General features: G+C 35.3%; 14 protein-coding genes. 1 reads left to right on the forward strand and 13 read right to left on the reverse strand.

Translation table 11 applies throughout. The features are described from left to right. Window positions 1–68: 68 nt before the first annotated feature. From CI949_RS06900 to CI949_RS06960, 13 genes are all read right to left on the reverse strand, one after another. Window positions 69–680 carry a lytic transglycosylase domain-containing protein gene (locus tag CI949_RS06900; RefSeq protein ID WP_133530884.1) on the reverse strand — a complete coding sequence of 204 codons (612 nt, stop codon included), beginning with the start codon at window positions 678–680 and terminating at the stop codon, window positions 69–71. A 20-nt stretch (window positions 681–700) separates the two neighbouring features. Continuing rightward, window positions 701–1,681: a dephospho-CoA kinase gene (coaE, locus tag CI949_RS06905; protein WP_133530883.1), complete on the reverse strand. Its 981-nt coding sequence runs from the start codon at window positions 1,679–1,681 to the stop codon at window positions 701–703. A 15-nt stretch (window positions 1,682–1,696) separates the two neighbouring features. Further along, window positions 1,697–2,527 carry a bifunctional DNA-formamidopyrimidine glycosylase/DNA-(apurinic or apyrimidinic site) lyase gene (gene mutM, locus CI949_RS06910; protein WP_133530882.1) on the reverse strand — a complete coding sequence of 277 codons (831 nt, stop codon included), beginning with the start codon at window positions 2,525–2,527 and terminating at the stop codon, window positions 1,697–1,699. After that, window positions 2,520–5,165 (reverse strand): DNA polymerase I, encoded by a 2,646-nt coding sequence (gene polA / locus CI949_RS06915; protein ID WP_133530881.1) that lies wholly within the window; start codon window positions 5,163–5,165, stop codon window positions 2,520–2,522. The genes mutM and polA overlap by 8 nt, the downstream gene beginning before the upstream one ends. A 45-nt stretch (window positions 5,166–5,210) precedes the next feature. Further along, window positions 5,211–6,608 (reverse strand): ATP-binding protein, encoded by a 1,398-nt coding sequence (locus CI949_RS06920; RefSeq protein ID WP_133530880.1) that lies wholly within the window; start codon window positions 6,606–6,608, stop codon window positions 5,211–5,213. Continuing rightward, entirely contained in the window at window positions 6,601–7,290 is a 690-nt protein-coding gene (locus CI949_RS06925) for a response regulator transcription factor (RefSeq protein WP_133530879.1), read from the reverse strand. The genes CI949_RS06920 and CI949_RS06925 overlap by 8 nt, the downstream gene beginning before the upstream one ends. 134 nt (window positions 7,291–7,424) lie before the next feature. Beyond that, window positions 7,425–8,567, reverse strand: a complete 1,143-nt coding sequence (locus CI949_RS06930; protein WP_133530878.1) for a S1C family serine protease — start codon at window positions 8,565–8,567, stop codon at window positions 7,425–7,427. 209 nt (window positions 8,568–8,776) lie between these two features. Then, the gene (gene gpmA / locus CI949_RS06935; protein ID WP_133530877.1) at window positions 8,777–9,517 is read right to left on the reverse strand and encodes a 2,3-diphosphoglycerate-dependent phosphoglycerate mutase; all 741 of its coding nucleotides are present in this window, start codon (window positions 9,515–9,517) and stop codon (window positions 8,777–8,779) included. Between the two features lie 103 nt (window positions 9,518–9,620). Beyond that, entirely contained in the window at window positions 9,621–12,818 is a 3,198-nt protein-coding gene (locus CI949_RS06940) for an exodeoxyribonuclease V subunit beta (protein WP_290764506.1), read from the reverse strand. Then, complete coding sequence (locus tag CI949_RS06945; RefSeq protein WP_208108999.1) at window positions 12,802–15,417, reverse strand: PD-(D/E)XK nuclease family protein; 2,616 nt, start codon at window positions 15,415–15,417, stop codon at window positions 12,802–12,804. Before CI949_RS06945 ends, CI949_RS06940 begins: the two co-directional genes overlap by 17 nt. 28 nt (window positions 15,418–15,445) lie before the next feature. Beyond that, on the reverse strand, window positions 15,446–16,216 hold the full coding sequence (locus CI949_RS06950) for a DUF368 domain-containing protein (protein WP_290764512.1): 771 nt from the start codon (window positions 16,214–16,216) through the stop codon (window positions 15,446–15,448). A 251-nt stretch (window positions 16,217–16,467) separates the two neighbouring features. Continuing rightward, window positions 16,468–18,165 (reverse strand): FAD-dependent oxidoreductase, encoded by a 1,698-nt coding sequence (locus CI949_RS06955; protein ID WP_290764515.1) that lies wholly within the window; start codon window positions 18,163–18,165, stop codon window positions 16,468–16,470. A gap of 76 nt (window positions 18,166–18,241) precedes the next feature. Then, window positions 18,242–19,561 carry a YeeE/YedE family protein gene (locus CI949_RS06960; protein ID WP_208108998.1) on the reverse strand — a complete coding sequence of 440 codons (1,320 nt, stop codon included), beginning with the start codon at window positions 19,559–19,561 and terminating at the stop codon, window positions 18,242–18,244. Between the two features lie 250 nt (window positions 19,562–19,811). Between CI949_RS06960 and CI949_RS06965 the strand changes: the two genes are divergently transcribed. After that, window positions 19,812–20,732 (forward strand): LysR family transcriptional regulator, encoded by a 921-nt coding sequence (locus CI949_RS06965; protein WP_133530872.1) that lies wholly within the window; start codon window positions 19,812–19,814, stop codon window positions 20,730–20,732. Window positions 20,733–20,806 lie beyond the last annotated feature (74 nt).

Genomic DNA, 20,806 nt, shown 5'->3' on the forward strand with positions numbered 1-20,806 from the left:
AAATCAAGTTGTATCCAACTATATATCATTTTTATTCAGAAAAAGAAATAATTTCTTTTTGTGATATTTTACTCAGCTGAATTAGCAAATAAAAGATTGAAATTCGATAAACTGTATATTTTTAGATTATTCCCACTGTAATATTCCTTAGTTGAAAGAACCCTTCTGACAAAATTATCTGTTTCCGAAAATGGTAACTTTTCTTTTAAATTAGCACTCCAACCATTATTTAGCCATTTCCTAACATTACTTTCGCCAGCATTATAAGCAGCAATAGTTTTGATAAGATCCTGATTAAATTTTTGATAGAGATAGGCAAAATACCAGCTGCCAAATTTAATATTCAAATCCGGATTATCTAAATCTTCTAAACTAAAATTTTCATAACCCAGTTCTTCTGCAATCCAGTGAGCTGTAGCTGGCATCAGCTGCATTAAACCAACTGCCCCTCTTGGAGAAATTGAGTATTTATCAAATCTGCTTTCAACATAAATAATTGCTGCCAGCAGTTCTGGTTCTAAAGAAAATTTTTCAGCATATTTATCAATTTCCTCCTGATATCTAACCGGCTCTAAATTTCTTCTAATTGTCCAGAGATCGAAATTATTATTTGCAGCAGTAAAAAATATGATTGATAAAAGAAAAAATATAATTATCTTAGTTAAGTATTTGCTCTCCAACTGTATTAATCCTCCTCAATTTATGCCCTATTTTTCTCAGCCAGAGAGTGAATAATCATTTCTGCGGTTGCCAGATTGGTAGCCAGGGGTATTTCATGAACATCACAGAGTCTTAAAAGAGCACTTACATCGGGCTCATGGGGCTGTGCAGTTAGAGGGTCTCTTAAGAAAATAACCCCGTCTAGTCGGTCTTTAGCAATTTCTGCTCCGATCATCTGGTCTCCTCCGATCGGTCCAGAGGCCATTCTTTCTACATCCAGACCGGTCTCATCAATTAAACGCTGACCTGTAGTACCGGTAGCAATTAAGCGCATTTTTGCCAGAACTTCTCGGTGTTTTTTTGCAAATACAATCATATCTTCTTTTTTCTCATCATGAGCGATTAAGGCAATTCTAATCAATTTAACATCTACTCCCTTCAATACTTTCTCCCAGTATAGATCAATTTTATTTTTCAAATCTGCTATTGTTGAATTATTTTCAATTACCACATCTGCTTTTTCTTCTTTTTCAGCAAGCGGCATCTGAGCCTTGATTCTATTTAAAGCTTCCTCACGGCTGAAATCATTTCTGCTTTTCAATCTTTTGATCTGATTATCCTCTGAACTGGAAATAACCCAGATTTGATCACAAAATCGATCCAGGCCTACTTCATATAATAGTGGTGCCATAAAAACAACTATTTCATCATTTTTTAGATATTGATGAGCCTGCTCTTTCATCTCATAAATTATCAGTGGGTGAAGAAGAGATTCTAATTTTTTTCTTTTGGCAGGATCAGAAAAAACAATCTCTCCCAATTTGTCACGATCAAATTCTCTATCTTTTCTTAAAATATTATCTCCAAATTCATCAACAACCAGCTTCCAGCCCTTTTCTCCTCTGCGGCTGATCTGATGAGAAATCTGATCTGCATCAATGATTCTGGCTCCTTTTTCTTTTAAATATTCAGCAGCTGTAGATTTCCCAGTTGCTATTCCACCTGTTAAACCAATAATCATAATTATCCCCTTTCTCTATTTTTGACATTGAGGACAAAAATATGTTGAGCGTCCACTAACCTTTATTTTTTCTATAATCGTTCCACAGCTGTAACATTCTTCTCCCTGACGCTGGTGAACTCTTAATTCTTCCTGAAATGATCCTTTTTCGCCAAAGGCATTAACATAATCACTAAAAGAAGTCCCTCCATAAATGATACCCTTCTGCAGAATTTCCCGCATGTTATGATAGATTTTTTCTTTTTCAGACTCAGTTAAGGTATCTGCTGTTCGATCAGGTCTGATTCCCGAGCGAAAAAGAATTTCGTCTGCATAAATATTACCGATTCCAGCTACAAAATGCTGATTTAAAAGCAAAGACTTAATAATTGCTCTTCGCCCTTCAAATAACTTTTTAAAATCATCCACACTTAGGTTGTTGCTTAATGGCTCCGGCCCCAATTTGGACAAACCACCAGCCTGTTCAGGCTGGTTTTTATCGATTAAATAAACCCGACCAAATTTACGTATATTATTAAATCGAATTTCCTGCCCGTCATTGAGGCTAAAAATTACATGAGTATGTTTATCTCTAAATTCTTTAACCTCTTTAACCAGCAGTTTTCCGGTCATCCTAAGGTGAATTACCATATTTTTATTATTATTTAATTCAAAAATAATATATTTACCTCTGCGGTTAACAGCTTCAATTTTTGAACCAATTAATTCTTCTTTAAACGCAGAAATATTTCCTTTCGGAAAGGCAATCATCTTTTCTTCTCTAATCTCTACCCCGGTAACAATCTTCTCCTCTACAAGAGGTCTTAAACCCTTAACAACTGTTTCCACTTCCGGCAGCTCAGGCATCTTTCCCCACCTCATAATCTTTCTTATCTCTCCAGTTTTTTCCTGTCTGAAGATCTACAAGAAGTGGTACATCAAGTTCAGCGGTGTTTTCCATTTTATCTTTAATCAACTTTGCTGCTTTCTCTAAATCAGATTCTGCCACTTCAAATACCAGTTCATCATGAACCTGAAGCAGGATATTTAAATCCAGCTCTTCGTCTTTAAGAGCATTATAAACATCGATCATTGATTTTTTCATAATATCGGCAGCGGTCCCCTGAACTGGAGTATTAATTGCTGTTCTTTCGGCAAAAGAGCGCCGGTGATAATTACTGCTGTTAATTTCCGGTATATAGCGGCGGCGACCAAACATCGTCTCTGCATAACCACATTCCTTAACCTGCTTAATTGTTTGATCCATATATTCTTTAACTCCGGAAAAGCGTTCAAAATACTTATCAATATAATCCTGAGCTTCTTCGACTGGGATATCAAGATCCTGACTTAAACCATAAGAACTCATCCCATAAGCAATACCAAAGTTAATTACCTTGGCATGGCGGCGGAGATTTGGAGATACTTCTTCCGGCTCAACTTCAAAAACCTCACTTGCTGTTTCTGTATGGATATCTGCTCCACTGTTAAAAGCTTCTTTAAGTTTTTGATCTCCACTCAAATGAGCAAAAACTCTAAGCTCAATCTGCGAATAATCCACTGCCAGCAGCAGCATGTCTTCCTCAGAAGGGATAAAAGCTTTCCGAATCTCTCTTCCTTCTTTAGTTCTAATAGGAATATTCTGCAGGTTTGGATCTGTGCTGCTCAAACGCCCGGTTGCTGTTACCATCTGATTGAAAGAGGTATGGATTTTACCTGTCTCTTTATTAACCAGAGGTGGAAGAGAGTCAATATAGGTTGACTTTAACTTAGCTAATTCTCTGTACTCAGATATCAAAGGAATAATCTCATGTTTACCTTCCAATTTTTCTAAAACACTGGCATTAGTTGAATAACCTGTTTTAGTTCTTTTAATTACAGGCAAACCTAACTTTTCAAATAAAATTTCTCCGAGCTGTTTGGGAGAATTCAGATTAAATTCCTCACCAGCCAGCTGATGTGCTTTTTCAGTTATTATATCCAATCTTTTCCCCAGGCGCTCTGAGAGACTATCAAGCCATTCCTTATCAACTTTAACACCATTAGCTTCCATCCTGGCCAGAACCTTAATTAAAGGAAGTTCAATTTCCTGATATAATTTAAGTAACTCATCCTTTTCTAACTTTGGCAGCAGCTTAGCTTTTAATTCAAAGAGCTTAGAAATTTCAATAAGCAGCTTATCTTTGCTTTTAATTTCATCAAAACTAATTGTTAACTCCCTGCTTAATACATCTTCCAGCTCAGGTAAAGAGGAAGATGGCTGGAGTAAATAAAATGCCAGCAGAGGTTCAAAACCGATGTTTATTATTTCTATCCCCTGTTTTAGCAGAGCAAGAGAAGCCTTTTTAGCATCAATCATCAGCTTTGCAATATCTTCTGCTAAAAAAATCTCTTTTATTTCTTTGGGGATTTTTTTGTCTTCAGGTTGATAGGAATAAATTTGACTTTCAGCTTCCAGACTGAAAATAAAAGCTTCAATTTCTCCCTGAATCGCTTTAGTACCCTCTTTTAATTTAACTGCCGCAGCAATTTCGCCAGCTGCAGTTGCCTTTTCTTTTAGTTGTTCTAATCCCTTCTGATCCAAATCAACTACCTCTAAATCTTTAAAATCCATTTCCTCTTTAAAGTCAAAACGATCAAGCAGGGAGGTAAAGCCCAGTCTTTCAAACTGTTCTGCCGCTTCCTGATCATCATATAAATCAAGACGGCATTCATCAAAATCAATTTCTACCGGAACATCGCGTTTAATCTTACCAAGACGATAACTCATTCTGGCCTGTTCAGTGTATTTTCTTAAATTTTCTTTTCTTTTTTTACCAGAAACCTTATCTATATTGGCTAAAATTTCTTCCATTGAGCCAAATTCTTTAAGTAATTTTAAAGCTGTCTTCTTACCAATTCCAGGGACACCTGGAATATTATCAGAGCTGTCACCCATTAGACCTTTACGGTCAATAAGTTTCTCCGGCGGCAGTTCATATTTTTCCATTACTTTATCTAAATCAAATTTCACCAGATCAGAGATTCCTTTGCGGGTATATAATATATTTATATTTTCTGAAACCAGCTGCAGAGCATCCCTGTCACCTGTAACAATATAAACCATATAACCTTCTTCTGCTGCCTTTTTGGAAAGAGTTCCCAGCAGATCATCCGCTTCATAACCTTCTTTTGCCAGCATAGGTATTTTTAATTTTTCTATAGTCTGCTGCAGAAGTGGAATTTGAGGAACAAGCTCCTCCGGCATCTTTTTCCTACCTGCTTTATAATCTTCATATTCTTCATGTCTAAAAGTAGGTGCTTTTTTATCAAAAGTAATAATCATCCGGTCTGGATTCCATTCATCTGTTAGGCTAAAGAGCATCCTTACAAAGCCAAAGACTGCATTTGTATATTCTCCCTCATCATTGGTTAAAAGGGGTAGTGCATAAAAAGCACGGTGGGTTAAGCTGTGTCCATCTAATAAAAAAAGCGTCTTCTTCTCCTTATTTTCCTTATTTGACAAAAAAATCATCTCCCATTAAAACATCTATTTAATTATTTTAGTATCTTAGCGTCTTTTATTGTTTTTAGCTGCTGGCAAATGAACAATAAACTTTGTTCCTTTTCCAATTTCACTTTCAACATCAATATCCCCATTATAACTTTCAACAATCTGCTGGGCTATAGCTAAACCAAGTCCAGAACCTTCATTATCTTTCCTGGTCCGTGATTTATCTGCCTGATAAAAGCGGTCAAAAACAAAAGGTAAATCCTCAGTTGAAATTCCAGGCCCATCATCTGCTATAGAAAAATAAAAGTCGTTTGTGTCAATTTTATCAATTCTGATCTCAATTTCACCTTTCTGAGAAGTGAACTTTATAGCATTATCCAGAAAAATCCTAAGCAGCTGTTTGAAAAGATTCTGATCACCAAAAAATTTTATTTCTGCTTCTTCAATAAATTTTAGTTTAATATTTTTTTCCATCAGTTCAAATTCTTTGATTATTTCTTTTATCAGTTCATTAAAATTAAACAGCTCCTCTTCTTTTTTTAACTCACTATCATCACCACGAGCTAAAAGTAAAAGATTTTCCATCAGCTGTTTCATATTGACAGTCTCTTTTTTAATGGCTTCTATTGCTTCATCCCTAACATCTTCTTTTTCTTTACCCCAGCGATCAAGCAGATCAACATAACCTTTGATCACAGAAATTGGAGTCCTTAATTCGTGAGATGCATCAGAAACAAACTGTTTCTGCCTTTTAAAAGATTTCTCCAGACGATCAAGCATTGAATTAAAAGTTAGTGCCAGTTTTTTTAATTCATCATCAGGACCGCTAACTTCAAGTCTTCTCCCTAAATCACTGGAACTGATTTCTCTTGCTGTTTCAGTGACTTTATTGATCGGTGAAAGCATCTTTTTGGTAGTAAAATAACCTAAAAAGACAGAAATTAGAGCTCCGATTCCAGCAGCAATAGTTAAAACTATAATAAGAAAATCAAGAAAGTTTTTTTCAAATGTAATATCTCTAACAACCTGAAGATAGCCCCGAGAAAAAACAAAATTATTCATCGGGATGGTTTTAACTACAAGTATTTTTGAACCAGAGCGGAATTCTTCAATTTCAACCCCAATTGGGATATCCATCTCTTCTAAATACTTAGATTGCGCATTAACTTTTCCGTCTTTATCGAGCACCCGAAAAAAAATATTTTCCTCACTACGGCTTATCTGCTGCAGAAGATCTGTGTCAAAAAAATTAACCGGATCACCGATTCTTGAAAATTGTGAGAGCACAAGTTCAGTTGTATTATTGATACTCTTTTTTATATTGTCATCAATAAAACTGGATAGGAAAAAATAAATCGAAAGATTAATTAAAAATATAAGCATCATAAACATAAAAGCATAAAGAATCGTAATTTTCCAGGAGATTTTGCTTTTTTTATTAAAAAAATCAAACATTTTTATCTGACCTCAACACATAGCCTACTCCTCGAACTGTATGTATTAATTTCTGATCATAAGGATCATCTATTTTACTCCTTAAATAACGGATATAAACATCAACAATATTAGTTTCTCCTGTATAATCATAGCCCCAGACATTGTTCAAAAGTTTGTCTCTGCTTACAACAATACCTTCATTTTGAATTAAGTAAACCAAAAGATCATATTCTTTTTTAGTTAATTCTATCTCTTCTCCAGCTCTTTTAACTATATGAGCATCTAAATTAACTTCTACGTCAGCAGTTTTCAGCACATTATCAGATTCAACATTACCCTCATCTCTTCTTAAATGAGCTCTAATTCTGGCCAGTAATTCCTCAATTTCAAAGGGTTTTGTTAAATAGTCATCTGCTCCTATATCAAGGCCTTCAACTTTATTTTCTAGCTCAGACTTGGCAGTTAGCATAATTATTGGAATATCAGAAAAATCCCTGATCCGACTGCAGACTTCAAAGCCATCAAGACCGGGCAGCATAATATCCAGCAATAAAAGATCATATTCATCTTCTTTTAAAGCATTAATTCCGTCATAACCATTATCAAATTTTTTAACCTGATAACCTTCATGCTCAAGTTCCAGTTCTACAAAGCGAGCAATCTGAACATCATCTTCAATCAACAGTATCTTTTTCTGCAATTTTCTCACCCCTCTTATTATATCAATAATTCAATAAAATTTAAAATTAATATCAGTCATATTTTTAATTTATTAAATCCCGGACCTGCTAAAGCCCGGGATTTCCTTAAAAAGTTCAATTGAGATTAATTTTTTTAAACATCGTTTGGTTTTTCACCAATTCGGCCAAATATAATCTTACTCTGTCCATTTCTAATCACTTTAAACATTATCTTATCTCCAACTTCTTTATTCTTAATTAATTCACTGACATCAGAAGTTGATTTAACCACTTTTTGATCTATTTCTTTAATTATATCGTAAGCTTTTAAGCCAGCTTTTTCAGCAGGACTATCCTTATATACTTCTATAACAACCACACCATTTTGATTATCTAATGAGAAATATTCCTGCATTTCTTTGGTTATATCACTAAATACAATTCCCAGCCATGGCCTCGATACTTCACCAGTTCTCTGAAGCTCTTTAACTATACTTTTAATCTCATTGATTGGAATTGCAAAACCAATTCCCTGACCCGCTCTTGAGACTGCTGTATTGATACCAATTACCTCACCCTGATTATTTAGCAGTGGCCCACCACTATTACCAGGGTTAATGGCTGCATCAAGCTGAATTAAATTCTGATAGGTTCTAACCTGTCGGTCATCAGTCGGGATTTGGATTGGTCTTCCTAGAGCACTAATTACTCCCACTGTAACAGTGTGTTCAAAACCTAAAGGGTTACCGATAGCAATTGCCCAGTCTCCAGGACGAATCTTACTCGAATCTCCCATTTTTAAGGGGGTAAGTTCTTGCTTCAGACTTTCAGTATCTATTTTTAAAACTGCCAGATCAAGACTGAAATCTGACCAGGCTACTTTGGCTGGAACCGGATCTTCAACACCATTAATTGAAACTTCTATCTTATCAGCACCATCTATTACATGCTGATTGGTTACTATATAACCATCCTTAGAAACTATAAAACCTGATCCGAAGCCCTGTCTTTCCCGAGGTTGTTCTTCTGGCATCTGAAACTGATCCCCAAAAAAGAATCTAAAATATGGATCATTAAACATTTCAGGTATCTGCTGACTACCAGAAGTTTTTACAGTTGATGTTACTTTTACAACACCATTATCCACTTTTTCGGCAATATCTGCAAAATGATTTGTCTGATAAATACTCTGAGACTGCTGCTCCTGGGCAAATACTGCAGGTGCTGCAGTTATTATTAAAGAAATTACAATTAATGCTAATAATGTTTTCTGAAATAAAGCTCTCTTTTTTTTCAATCTAAACACCATCCTTTAATAAATTTTTAAAAACAGTAAAAACAATTTTGAAGACCGGCCATTTTACAGACCGGATAAAATGTTTTTGGAGGGAATTTCAATCTGCTTTTAGTTTTAGCTTGAGTTTTCACTGTTTTATTCAACTTACAATTATAATATAGCAGAGAGAAATTAAAGAATAATTAAGCAAAAATTAAATTTAGATTAAATTATTTTTTTGCCTGATTCTTTACTTTGTTCATTTCTTTTTCTATCTCTTCCTGATCACCTAAATAATATTTATCTTTAACATTCATTTCCTGATCAAATTCATAAACTAAGGGTCTGCCTGTCGGAATATTTACTGAGGGTATTTCCTCATTAGAAATACCATCTAAATGCTTTACTAAGGCTCTTAAACTGTTACCGTGAGCAGAGATAATTATTTTCTTACCCTCTTTCATTTTTGGAACAATTTCATTTTCCCAGTAAGGCATAACTCGATCAATTGTCATCTTGAGACTTTCTGCAGTTGGGAGCTCATCATTACCCAGTTCAGCATATTTTGCTTCATGACCGGGATAACGCTCATCATCTTTATCTAATTCAGGTGGTGGGGTGTCAAAACTGCGGCGCCAGATATGAACCTGTTCTGCCCCTTCTTTTTCAGCTGTTTCTGCTTTATTCAGCCCCTGAAGAGCACCATAATGACGTTCATTTAACTTCCATGATTTAATTACCGGTATCCAGTGTAAATCCATAATATCTAAAATAATATTTAAAGTTTTGGTAGCTCTCTTCAAATAGGAAGTATAGGCCAGGTCAAAAGTAAAGCCTTCTTCTTTTAATAAACGACCTGCTTCTTCTGCCTCTTTAACTCCCTGCTCACTTAAATCAACATCTGTCCAGCCAGTAAACTTATTGGCAAGATTCCATTCGCTTTCCCCGTGACGAACCAGTACAATTTTCATCAAACCACCCTTTCTAATTTTAATTCAATTTATTTGTGTCTTTATTATTTCTAAACTTAATTATAACACTTAGAGCAGATAAATATATTAATTAATTTACAAATTAAACATCAACAAAGCTGGTCCTAATCTCCCATTCTAAGCCCAGTTCTGCTGCCAGCAGCTCTTTATATTTTTCAAGCTGCTCCGAATCCCGATAACTCCCGCTCTTATAATCAATTATTTTAATTTTTTTCTCTTCCCTGTCTACAAGCAGTCTGTCGATGCGATAGTGCTTTTCTCCAGCTTCGATTTTTTCTTTTAATAAATACTCATTAAAAACCTGATATTCTTCAGAAAAAATTTCTGGATTGGCTGCAATAAATTCATCAGCTTTTATTATTACAGCGCTAATTTCTTCTTTCCCCAGCAGATTTCCATATTTACTTTTCAGCAGCCTGCGGGCAGAAAACTTTTCAGCTTCATTATTATACTTAATATTCTCCAAATAATAGTGGAGAGCAAGCCCCCTCAATTTTTGAGCTGAAAGTTTCAAACTGCTGCTCTGCTTTTTAAAATAAGCATATTTTTCTTCATCTTTTTTACTTACGGGCTCACATTTTTTCTGTTTTAGATATTTATTGAGGGGATTCAGATTTGGCTTTTCGCTTAGCCGATCAGCTTCTATCTGCAGCGGCTGACCGGCTGATTCTACTTCTAAAATTTCAATTAAATTTTCTCCTTCAACTGCATTTAAAAGCATCTTTTCATAATAATCATAACTGCTGCCGGCCCACATTAAATCCTGATCTGGTTTTATTTTGCGCGGAGCTTCTAGATATAAGTGCAGATCCTTTTCTGCCCGGCTCAGGGCAACATAGAGGTTATTAATCTCTTCCATTTCTGCTTTTTCTTCAGCCTTTTCCTTAAAATCATAATCAAGCCAGTCCAAAACAGCAAGATACTGATCCTGAATAAATAAATAATCATCCAGCTCTTCATAATTCTGATCAAAATCAAGATAAAAATTGATTCCACCACTGCTCATTCCACTCCGGCGGCCGGGATTCCAGTAGTAATACTCTACCGGCAGAGAAAGCCCCTTTGACTGGTGGATTGTCATTAAGCTGACTGCATCTTTATTTTCTACCTTCTGCTGTTTTAATTCCTCACTATCTTTATTTTCAGCCAGATAATTAAGCAGCTCCTTTAAAGAAGAAAAGGAGTTTAAAATTTTAAAAAATGAATAGAGATTTTTTAAGCTGAGGCTGTTATCTGCTGCCAGTCCAAGCAGCTCAGTTTTTTGATAAAGATAATTTATAATTTCCTGATAGTCTCCATCAATTAGTTTCTTAATTTTTTTGAAAGTATTGATTAAATTATTTATTTTGCTTTCCGACAGCTGCTCAGCCCCTGCCTGCTGCAGCTTAAACTCTTCTTCGAGCTCAATTTTTTGACTTGAGCTGAAATAGCCCCTTAAAAGCTGCTGCCCTTTTAGAATAAATTTTAAACTCTGATTGTCAATTCTGACCAGATCACTGCGCAGAAATTTAAGCAGTGAGTAGAAGTCCCTGTAGGCTGCAAAATACAAAAAATTATAAGCGGCTTTAGGTAAAGCTGCATCCAGAAGAGAATTTCTGTTTTCTAAAATGTAGGGTACCCCCTCTTTTTCGAGGCTTTCTGCAATTTTATTTAATTCATTTGAGGTCCGGGCCAGCACACTGACCTGTCCGTAATCAGCAGCATATTTTGCTTTGATATCTGCTGCTATCTCAGCCGAAAGGTCTTCTTTGATTTTGCTGTTTAATTCTTCTATCTGCTGCTGTTTTTCTTCTCCCAGTCCCGCAAATTTTTTGGTATCTGTATTGTAATAAGCTGAACTGCCGCCATAAATTACTTCTGTTAAACCTGGGTCCGTAGAATTAGCTTCAACCGGGTGATATTCCCAGTCAACTTCTGACTGCTCAAAAAAGTCATTTAAAAGCTTAATTATATTCTGATCACTGCGGTAACAGCGCTCAAGCCTTTCTGTTTCAGCCTCAATAATTTCTTCCAGGGAGGCAAATAACTTCTTTTCTCCACCCCGCCAGCCGTAAATGGACTGCTTTTCATCTCCCACGGCAATAAAATCACTGGCTTTTTTTATCAGCGGCCTTAAAATTTTCCACTGCAGAATACTGGTGTCCTGAAACTCATCAATAAAAAGCGCCTTATATTCTCCTCCTAAGAGGTCCAGCAGATAATCGCTTGCCTCTCCTTCTTCAATCAGCCCAATTTCTTCAGCATTTAAATACTTAAAAGTATAATTGCTGATATCAGAATGGGTAAATTTGCCGGTCTTAAATTTCAGCTCTTCGTAAATATCTAAAACCAGACTGGCAAAATTGATAATTTCTTTTTCAGCCGGAATCACTTCCTGATTGAAAACTGCTGCAGCCAGTTTTTCTCTAAATAGTTGATATTCATACTCTAATTTTTCTTTTAAATCTGCTGTTTTTTTAGCCCTTAATTTATTACCACTCCAGTAGCTGTTATTTAGTAAATAATTTCTCCTCTGGTAGAGAAAATCCTTTTTTTGCTGATTTGAATTAAGTTCAGGGTACTGTTCAAAAAAAGGTCGCCCATCTTTGACAAAATAGGAGGAAGAAAATTCTTCTCCGCGCAGTTTAGCAACTTCTTTTAGAGTCTGATAGCTCTCTTCAAACAAATCACAAATCTCTGCCTGAGGCAGCTTTTCCTTTGCTTTTAATTCGGATGATTCTAAGAGGATAAATTTCCAGGCATTATCAACAATATCTTTGATAAATTTAAGATATGGCTCCAGATCCCGGGCGCTGTTGGCCTCCAAAAAACTCTGCATACTCTGATAATAGTCCTGATTATTTAATATTGTTTTCAATAAATCTTCAATAAGCTCCTGATTCTGACTGTCGTCGATAATCTGATAATTATAAAGAGAGAGATAGGGTGCAATCCCTCTGCTGAAAATTTGATTGGTAAAAGCATCAATTGTAAATATTTTGATATCCTCATCGTTTAAAATCATTTTATGATAGATTTTTTCTAATTTTTCGGGCTCAACTTCAAGCTCCGGATAAATCTGTTTAAGTGAACTGATGATATTATTCTTTTCAGGGCCCTGATTAATTATCTCCCGCAGATGTTTAAGAATTCGATTTTTAATTTCTGCAGTTGCTTTTTTGGTAAAGGTCATTACAATAATTTCCGAAAAATCTATATCTTTTAAAAGTGCAGCCAGATATTCCAGAGAGAGTCTGTAGGTTTTACCTGTCCCGGCACTGGCTTTAATTACTTTCTTCATTAGTCAATACCTCCACTCTGCAAATATCTTGATAAGGACAGCGCTGACAGCGAGATTTATAAATCCGCTCATATTCTCCAGCTGCAAAAAGCAGCTCTGTCAATTCCTCAAGCTCTGCACCCAGGCTGTTTTCTTTTTCCACTTTATTATATGAGTGTTCAAAAGCCTGATCAAAGACATTATAGATTGCCTTTCTGCTCTCAGCCGGCAGCTGATCCTGATAATTCTGGCGCAGCATCAGGGAATAAAAGTCCAGTTGTTTGCGGTCTCCACTGCCTGTTTTAAAGTCAACAATAAAGTATTCAGCCTGATTTAATATAAGCAGATCTATTCTGCCGGAAAGATAAAATTCCGTCTTTTGAGCTGTAAAATATCGCTGCCGCTGATAATTCCATTCCGGCCATTCAACCAGTATGTCCTGGTAGTCTTCCGGCAGATATTTCTGCAGCAGTTCGGCAAAATAAATAAATGATTTTTCCAGGCTTTTGAAAATAATCTGTTGATAATAATTTAAATAATCCCGATCAATTTTTAATTTGTTAGCTTCCATGGCTTTCCTGATAATCTTTTTTCTGCTCGCTGCTGGAATCTCTCGGGGGGCAAGCTTCTCATCTCTGGCATAAATTATCAGTTCTCCAAAAATCTCATGGGTTAAAATTCCAAGGGCCATTAAAGACAGTGAGGACTTAATTTCTAAAGAAGTATCAAGTCGGGCCAGCTGTTCTAAATAAAAGCGGTGGTAGCAGTCTTTTAAAGCTTTATATTTATAATAGCTGAAATTAAAACCGCTGCCGAAATCATTATTTTCCAGCTGCAGATTTTGATTAAAATCAGCTGTTCTATTGACTTTTAAATCCAGCTCAGTTTGGTAATTAAATAAATTATTCAAAATTTCTTTTTCACTTAAATTATTAATTTTACTTTCTTGATAGTCCAGGCCGTATTCTAAGGCAAGCTCTTCTAAAATAACGGCAGGTGAAATATTCTGCTCTTCATTCTCTACTGTATAAACAATACTCTGCTCTGCATTTAAAATATGGCGCAGAAACTTATACTTTTTTAGGAGCTGATTTTTGTGTTTTAAAAGCAGTCCATTATTTTTCAGCTGTTTTTCACTCAAAAAATAGAGGCCATCATTTTTTTGAGCAAAATTATCGTGGATCAAATTATTTACTAAAAGCTTTTTGCGCTTAGTTTGTGGAGCTTTCTCCAGACTTAAAAGATCAGCTGCCTCATCGTTTTTGCTGAGTCTAATAGATTTAAAATTTAAGTGATTTAAAAATAGTGAAAAAAGACCTGCACCCTGATCAGAATAATAATCCTTCCAGCTAGTTACTATTCCCAGTTCTTCGATACTTTTTAGCTCCAGCAGGCTGTCATTAAATTTCTCTGCTGTTTCTTTAGCTTCTTTTTCCAGAGCAAAATCTGAGATTTTTGTGAGCAGTTCACTTAAGTCGGATATGTTTTTGATTTTTCTCAACTTTTTAAGAAAATTATAAAGGGGTTTTAAAAGAGGAAGCTCTGCTTCTAGCAGCTCTAAATCAAGATAATAATAATCCTGACGCAGCAGCTCTTCAATTTTTTGCAGATCCGCCGCCTTTAACCCAAGCCAATCCTTAAATAGGCTCTGTGTAGATAAATCATAGAGTTCTTTTAAGACGATCAAGATTTGCGAACTGCCTTTTCCCTCTTGGTAAAGCTGATAGAGAGAATCCAGCAGCTTATAAATATCAGTTTCACTTAGACTCTGATAGGAATTAAGATTTAACTGATCACTTAATATCTCAGCAGACTCGACTTCTCTGCCTGCATCCAGCAGTTGAACATTCTCAGCAGAATTTTCTTTTTCATTTAAAAGAGCAGCCAGACTTTTAAGTTTAGAATTCGTTTTTCTAATCTCAATCTTATTTGTCTTTGCTGGCAGAGTCAGCTCTTTAATTTCTAATGTTTCCTGATTAAAATCCTCTTTTTCAAGCTGTAAGTGAAGCACAACTTCAAATTCCTGAGCAAGCTTCCACAGCAGTTCTTTAAAATAGGGACAAAAATCCATGATATTAAATAAGTTTATCTTTTTAAACTCACTTAAAAACTGCAGATTTAAATTCTTCTCTTCCCTGAGCAGCAGCTGGTCGACAAAACCAAGCTCCTTTAAACGTTTTTGATATCTTACTCTAATACTTTTGAGCCTTTCCACTCTCTCCTGCTGCCAGTCAGCCAGGCCTTCAATCTGAGCCAGCTGGTAATCCTGCAGCAGCTTAAAATAAGCAAAAAAACGGGCTGAAAACTGATAAATATCCTGGTAACTCTCCAGCCGAAGCTCTTTTTTTTCTTCTTTAGTTAAAACCGAGTATAAAAGCAGGGGAAGTTTTTCTTCCCTGAGCAGAATCTGCTCACTGCTAAAAAGCCGCTCTTTAAATTCTTTTAAGCTGAAAAACTGGCTCTGCTGGCTGAGAGGCTGAGGCTGATAATATTTTAAGGCTTCTTTTAAATCATTATAATTCTCAAAAATATAAACTTCTGGCTCTTCAGAAATTATCTCTTCAAATAAGTTCTGCTGATAACTATAATATTTAAAGTATAAATAATCTTTTAATTCCATAGTTTTCATCCTTCACTTAGATTTTAATTCAAGTATTCTGACCTATAATTTCTAAAATAATAATTATCACAGCCCCGGCTGCAAATGCCGCAAGTCCCACAATATTAAATCGAGCTGGAAATACAGCTGCTGAAGAGCCGAGAATTAAACCGGTTAAAACAACCATTATTTCTTTTTGATGTTTCTGCAGCAGGTAGGAAAAAAGCCAGGCAAAAACTAATAAACCGGCTGCTACTCCTGCTCCAAAGACAATTAAAATTGCAAAATCTAAATTGTTGATTGCCTTTAATACCGGATGATAGACTCCCATTAAAATTAAAAGAGTTCCTCCACTAATTCCAGGCAGAATCATTGCCACACTGCCAAAAAAACCGGCTATAAAAAAGAGCATCAGGCCTTCTGCATTTAAAAATCCAAACTGGATTTCTCTGGCAAAAAAGAGCGCAAAAGCAAAGGCTAAAAGCATAACTAAAAGTTTTAAGAAGCTCAAATGCCCAATTTTTTTATAGGTAGAATGGGCTGAAGTAATTACCAGACCAAAGAGAAAATAATTTACAAGCAGCGGCTGATTTTGATAAAGGTCAGTTATTACAGCTGAGCCAAATAAAACACCAGCAGCTGCCCCCAGACCAATTACAAAAAGCTTTTTGACTTTAATATCTTTAATCGCATTAATTAAGGTTTCATAAATATTTAAAACCAGGGCCAGTGTACCTCCGCTCACCCCTGGCAGGGTATTGGCAAGTCCAATTGGGATTGATTTAAAAAATAAAGCTAAATATGAATTCTTTTTTGACAAATAAATCTTCCTTTCAATTTCTATTTTTATGTGATTTAATTTCTTTCTCTACTTAATATTATTCAAGATAATTGGTAGCTTTACCTGCCTTAATTTTAAAAAAATACCTAATTGGTACCGGGTGCTTAGAAAATTTTACCATTTAATCTCAAATAAAAAGCCGTTCAGCTGAGAATCTTAAACTACAGCTGAACGGGTTTTTATAATTGATCAAACTCTATTTTTACTAATTTATAACCTCAATCAAGCTATTATTCAAAATTATACTCTGTTACTATTTTCTCGCGCTCAGTTGTCTGATCATTGAAGTATTCGTAGAAAGAAATACCGAGGAATGAGCCTGAGATATTGATTACATTATCAAAGCCTCTGCCCTGTAGAGCCAGACAGGCATTGTAGCTTCTCTGAGCTGAACGGCAGTGTAAATATACAGACTGATCTGTAGGTATTTCATCAGTTCTTTCTCTTAATTCACTTAAAGGGATATTAACTGCATTAACTAAATGACCCATTTCATACTCCTCTTTTTCGCGAACATCTACAATAAAAGCATCATTTTCAACTAATTCTCTGACCTCAGTTACCGGAATTTGACGGAAGCGATTATTGATCAGGTTAGTAGCTACTAAAGACGCCTGGTTCACTGCATTTCTCGGTGTAGAAAAGAGTGGTGCATAAGCTAACTCTGATTCTGTCAATTCTTCTACTGTAGCATCCATTAAAATTGCTGTTGCTATCACATCAATTCTCTTATCTACATTACCTTTACCAATTGCCTGAGCACCTAATATCTTACCGGTTGGCACTTCATATAATAATTTGAAATGTAAAGGATTTGCATCTGGCATTAAACCAACTTTATCAGTAGGGATCACATAAACAAAATCATAAGAAATCCCTGCATCTTTTAACTGTTTTTCGTTAAGACCGGTTGTAGCAGCATTGTAATCAAAGGCTCTAATTACAGATGAACCAATTACCCCATTATTTTTATTGGGGATATTATAGATATGATTTGCTGCAGCACGAGCCTGTCTCTGAGCAGGACCAGCAAGTGGTAATCTTGTTTTAGAGCGGGCGATTTGAGAATAAACTTCGATTACATCTCCCACAGCATAAATATCAGGATCACTGGTTACATAGTTGTGATTTACTTCAATTCCACCGGTTTCTCCAATTTTAAGTCCGGCATCTTCAGCCAGCTCAGTTTCTGGACTGACACCGATAGCCAAAACAACTGCTTCAGCATCAATTTTCTTACCTGATTTTAAAACAACATGATCATCATGAACCTCAGTTAAAGGATCAGAAACTACTACATTTACTCCATTGTCATGCAGTTCTTTCTGCAGAATCTGAGCCATATCATAATCTAGAGGCTGTAAAACCTGATCCATAGCTTCTACTAAAGCTACATTTTTATCAGAGTGGATAAAGTTTTCTGCAATTTCAACCCCAATGTAACCGGCACCGATTACTGCTACGTTTTCTACATCATTTTCTTTTACATACTTGTTTAGTTTATCAATATCTACTACATTACGAATGGTAAATACATTTTCATTATTTACACCTTTAATGCTGCCTGGTTTGATTGGATTGGCACCAGGAGATAAAACTAATTTATCATAGCCTTCAGTATATGTTTCACCGGCTTCTAAGTTTTTAACTTCAACAGTTTTTTCTTCTCTATTGATACTCAAAACTTCATTGTTAACTCGGGCATCAATATTGTACTGTTCAGCAAATTTGGAAGGACACATTAAAACTAAATCATCACAGTCCTGCACAACTCCACTTAAATGATAGGGTAGGGCACAGTTAGAAAATGACACATGAGGCCCACGCTCAAACATAATGATTTCTGCATCTTCATCCAGTCTTCTTGCTCTGGCAGCTGTTCCTGCTCCTCCGGCTACTCCACCAACAACTAAAATCTTTTTACTCATATTTTATTCCTCCTGTAATTTCTATATTTTATTGTTACTAAAAATATTAGATTATCAATTTATAACAATCATTTTTTTAAGCAGAAATTTGTTCTGCATTTTCTTTCTCTGCCTGATATCGATTAGCTGGAATTAAATTAACCTTACCGGCAAAAACTTTTAAAGCAAAGATTCCACCGAGACTTAAGGCAATCAAAAAACCCCAACCGTTAAGTGAGAAGTTACTAATCGCAGAATATAAAGCTCCTATATTACAGCCCTTGGCCATTCTGGCTCCAAACCCCATTAGAAGTCCGCCCAGAGCATAATAACCGGCATCTTTTAAATTGAAATTAAAGTCAAATTTGAATTTACCGGCAAGTAAAAAGGCAATTGCTGAACCAAAGATAATTGCAATATTTCTGATTGTACCTCCATCATTAATTAAGCCCTGCTGAACAGCTTCATAATAGGAAGCAAAAGCAGGTCCTGTCATATCAAAGCCTAGACTGTCGAAAATAGCAACTCCCCATCTGGCATAAGCAGAAGTTACTCCCCAGTCTTTACCTGTAGTATTAACCACAAAGATAAACATTACAGCAATCAATAAACCACCTGTCATAAAACTCCATCTTTCCATAAAGAATTTATGATATGTTTTAAAACTGAAGAAACTGTCAGCTTCATCTTCCTCTAAAGGCAGATCTCTTTCTTCATATTCTAATTCTTCAAAATGTCCTTCACTGCGCCTGAAGCTCTCATATTTTCTGGTAATCATATAAAGAACTAAAAGCAGTAAAAGTGAAATAACTGTAGCCCCAATATAGCCAAAATAGTGCGGCAGATAAACAATTGTAGAAAAATCAGCTAAAGCCGACTGGTCAAATGCATAGCGGGCACTTAAACCCGGAACTGAACCAACTGCAAAAAATAACAGTGCAATTGCCGAACGAAAAGCACCCTCCCCCAGATCAGTTAGTGTTCCTGAAGCACAGCCGCCTGCAAGCATCATTCCAATTCCAAAAATAAAGCCGCCGATTATTGTAGCCAGGCTTAATGATTTAACAGATCCAGTTGCCGGGATCTTTACTGCATCCCCTTCAACAAGATATTTTACTACAGCTCCATCAGCTGCTGCTGCCCACTGCAGTCCGGCCATTGCAATAATTGTCACTGCAAACATAACCAAAAGAGCTTTGGTCAAGCTGCCTTCTCCAGTTATGTATATCTTTTTGACACCACCTGCAAAACCAAATCTAGCTCTGGTTAAAATATAACCAAAAAATAGTCCGGTTATTAACGATAAGCCTAATTTAGGACTAATATCAGACAGTATCTTTCCCCCAAAAACTAAAAGTAAAATTACTATTAAAGCTGCACCCAACTGCTTTTTGTTAATTTTATCCCCTGTACTCAATTTTATCTCTCCTCATTAAATTTTATAATAATAAACATATTGTACTTTTTTTCTCAATAACATTTAAAAAAATATCCTCAATCGAATATTAAATTTAAAATATCCCCTCCCGCTGAAAACTTTATCCATCTTTTACTGATTACATTAATTATTATATAATAGTAACTAAGAGTAAGAAAATGAATCTTTGTTATGTTCTATAACAGACTGTTATATACAAAATTATTGATATATGAGAGGGGAAAATTAAGTGAAGATTGAATATCTAAAGTCCTTTTACTATACAGCAAGATCTAAGAGCATCTCCAAAGCCAGTAAAGCTCTGCATATTACGCAGCCAGGCTTAAGTAAACAGCTGCAGAAATTAGAGGAAAATTTTGCGCTGCCTCTTCTCCAAAGATCAAACAAAGGGGTTATTTTAACAGAAGTTGGCCAGAAAGTTTTTGATTATGCAGAAACAATTCTGCATTTAGAAGAAAATCTGTATAATGAAATCGAAAAGATTAAAAACAAAAATAAGCACCTGGTTATCGCAGCCTGCCAGAATTTTGGTTCCTTTTATTTTGCTTCAAAAATCCATAATTTTGAAGAAAATTATAATAATCTGCGGGTTAAAATTGACACCTTTAATTCTTCTGATGTCTTAAATAATGTCTTAAAACATGACTATAATCTTGGAATTTTAGCCGGAATGGAAAACTGTGACCACCTCTTTTTTGAAAAAAATTGTGATGATTGTCCTTATATCGATAAACATGATTTTTTTGAGGACAGCCTGGTTTTATGTTCTTCTAATGACTTTGAACAGAATATGATTGCCGAAGAAGAATTGAAAGAGATTCCAATTATTATGCGGGAAAAAGATTCGAGTGCTTATAATTTAATAAATAATTTTTTAGCTGAAATTGGAATCAATATTAATAATTTGAATATCTCCTTAGTCAGTAACTCAGTTAATATTACTAAACAGTCAATAATTAATGGAACAACTCTAGGATTTCTACCAAAAAGCTCTATCACTTCCGAACTGGAAAATGAAATGTTAAAAATAATAGATATCAATTCTGAAAAAACTGAGCTGCTTGATTTTAACTATTCTCTGATTAAAAGAAAAGATTATCAGCTCAATCAGTATGAACAGAATTTTTTTGATTTTATTCTTGGAATTTAAACTTGTTTTCTCTTCCACAGCAGCAAAAAATTTAAATACCAGCATAATGAATAAAAATAAAGTAAATAAGATTT

The sequence above is a fragment of the Halanaerobium sp. genome (genome assembly GCF_003070835.1).

Excerpts from the sequence above, each read along its gene's own strand:
- coaE (WP_133530883.1), bottom strand. The coding sequence starts at position 1,681 with ATGATTATTGGTTTAACAGGTGGAATAGCAACTGGGAAATCTACAGCT.
- mutM (WP_133530882.1), bottom strand. The coding sequence starts at position 2,527 with ATGCCTGAGCTGCCGGAAGTGGAAACAGTTGTTAAGGGTTTAAGACCT.
- CI949_RS06920 (WP_133530880.1), bottom strand. The coding sequence starts at position 6,608 with ATGTTTGATTTTTTTAATAAAAAAAGCAAAATCTCCTGGAAAATTACG.
- gpmA (WP_133530877.1), bottom strand. The coding sequence starts at position 9,517 with ATGAAAATTGTACTGGTTCGTCACGGGGAAAGCGAATGGAATCTTGCC.
- CI949_RS06940 (WP_290764506.1), bottom strand. The coding sequence starts at position 12,818 with ATGAAGAAAGTAATTAAAGCCAGTGCCGGGACAGGTAAAACCTACAGA.
- CI949_RS06945 (WP_208108999.1), bottom strand. The coding sequence starts at position 15,417 with ATGGAATTAAAAGATTATTTATACTTTAAATATTATAGTTATCAGCAG.
- CI949_RS06955 (WP_290764515.1), bottom strand. The coding sequence starts at position 18,165 with ATGAGTAAAAAGATTTTAGTTGTTGGTGGAGTAGCCGGAGGAGCAGGA.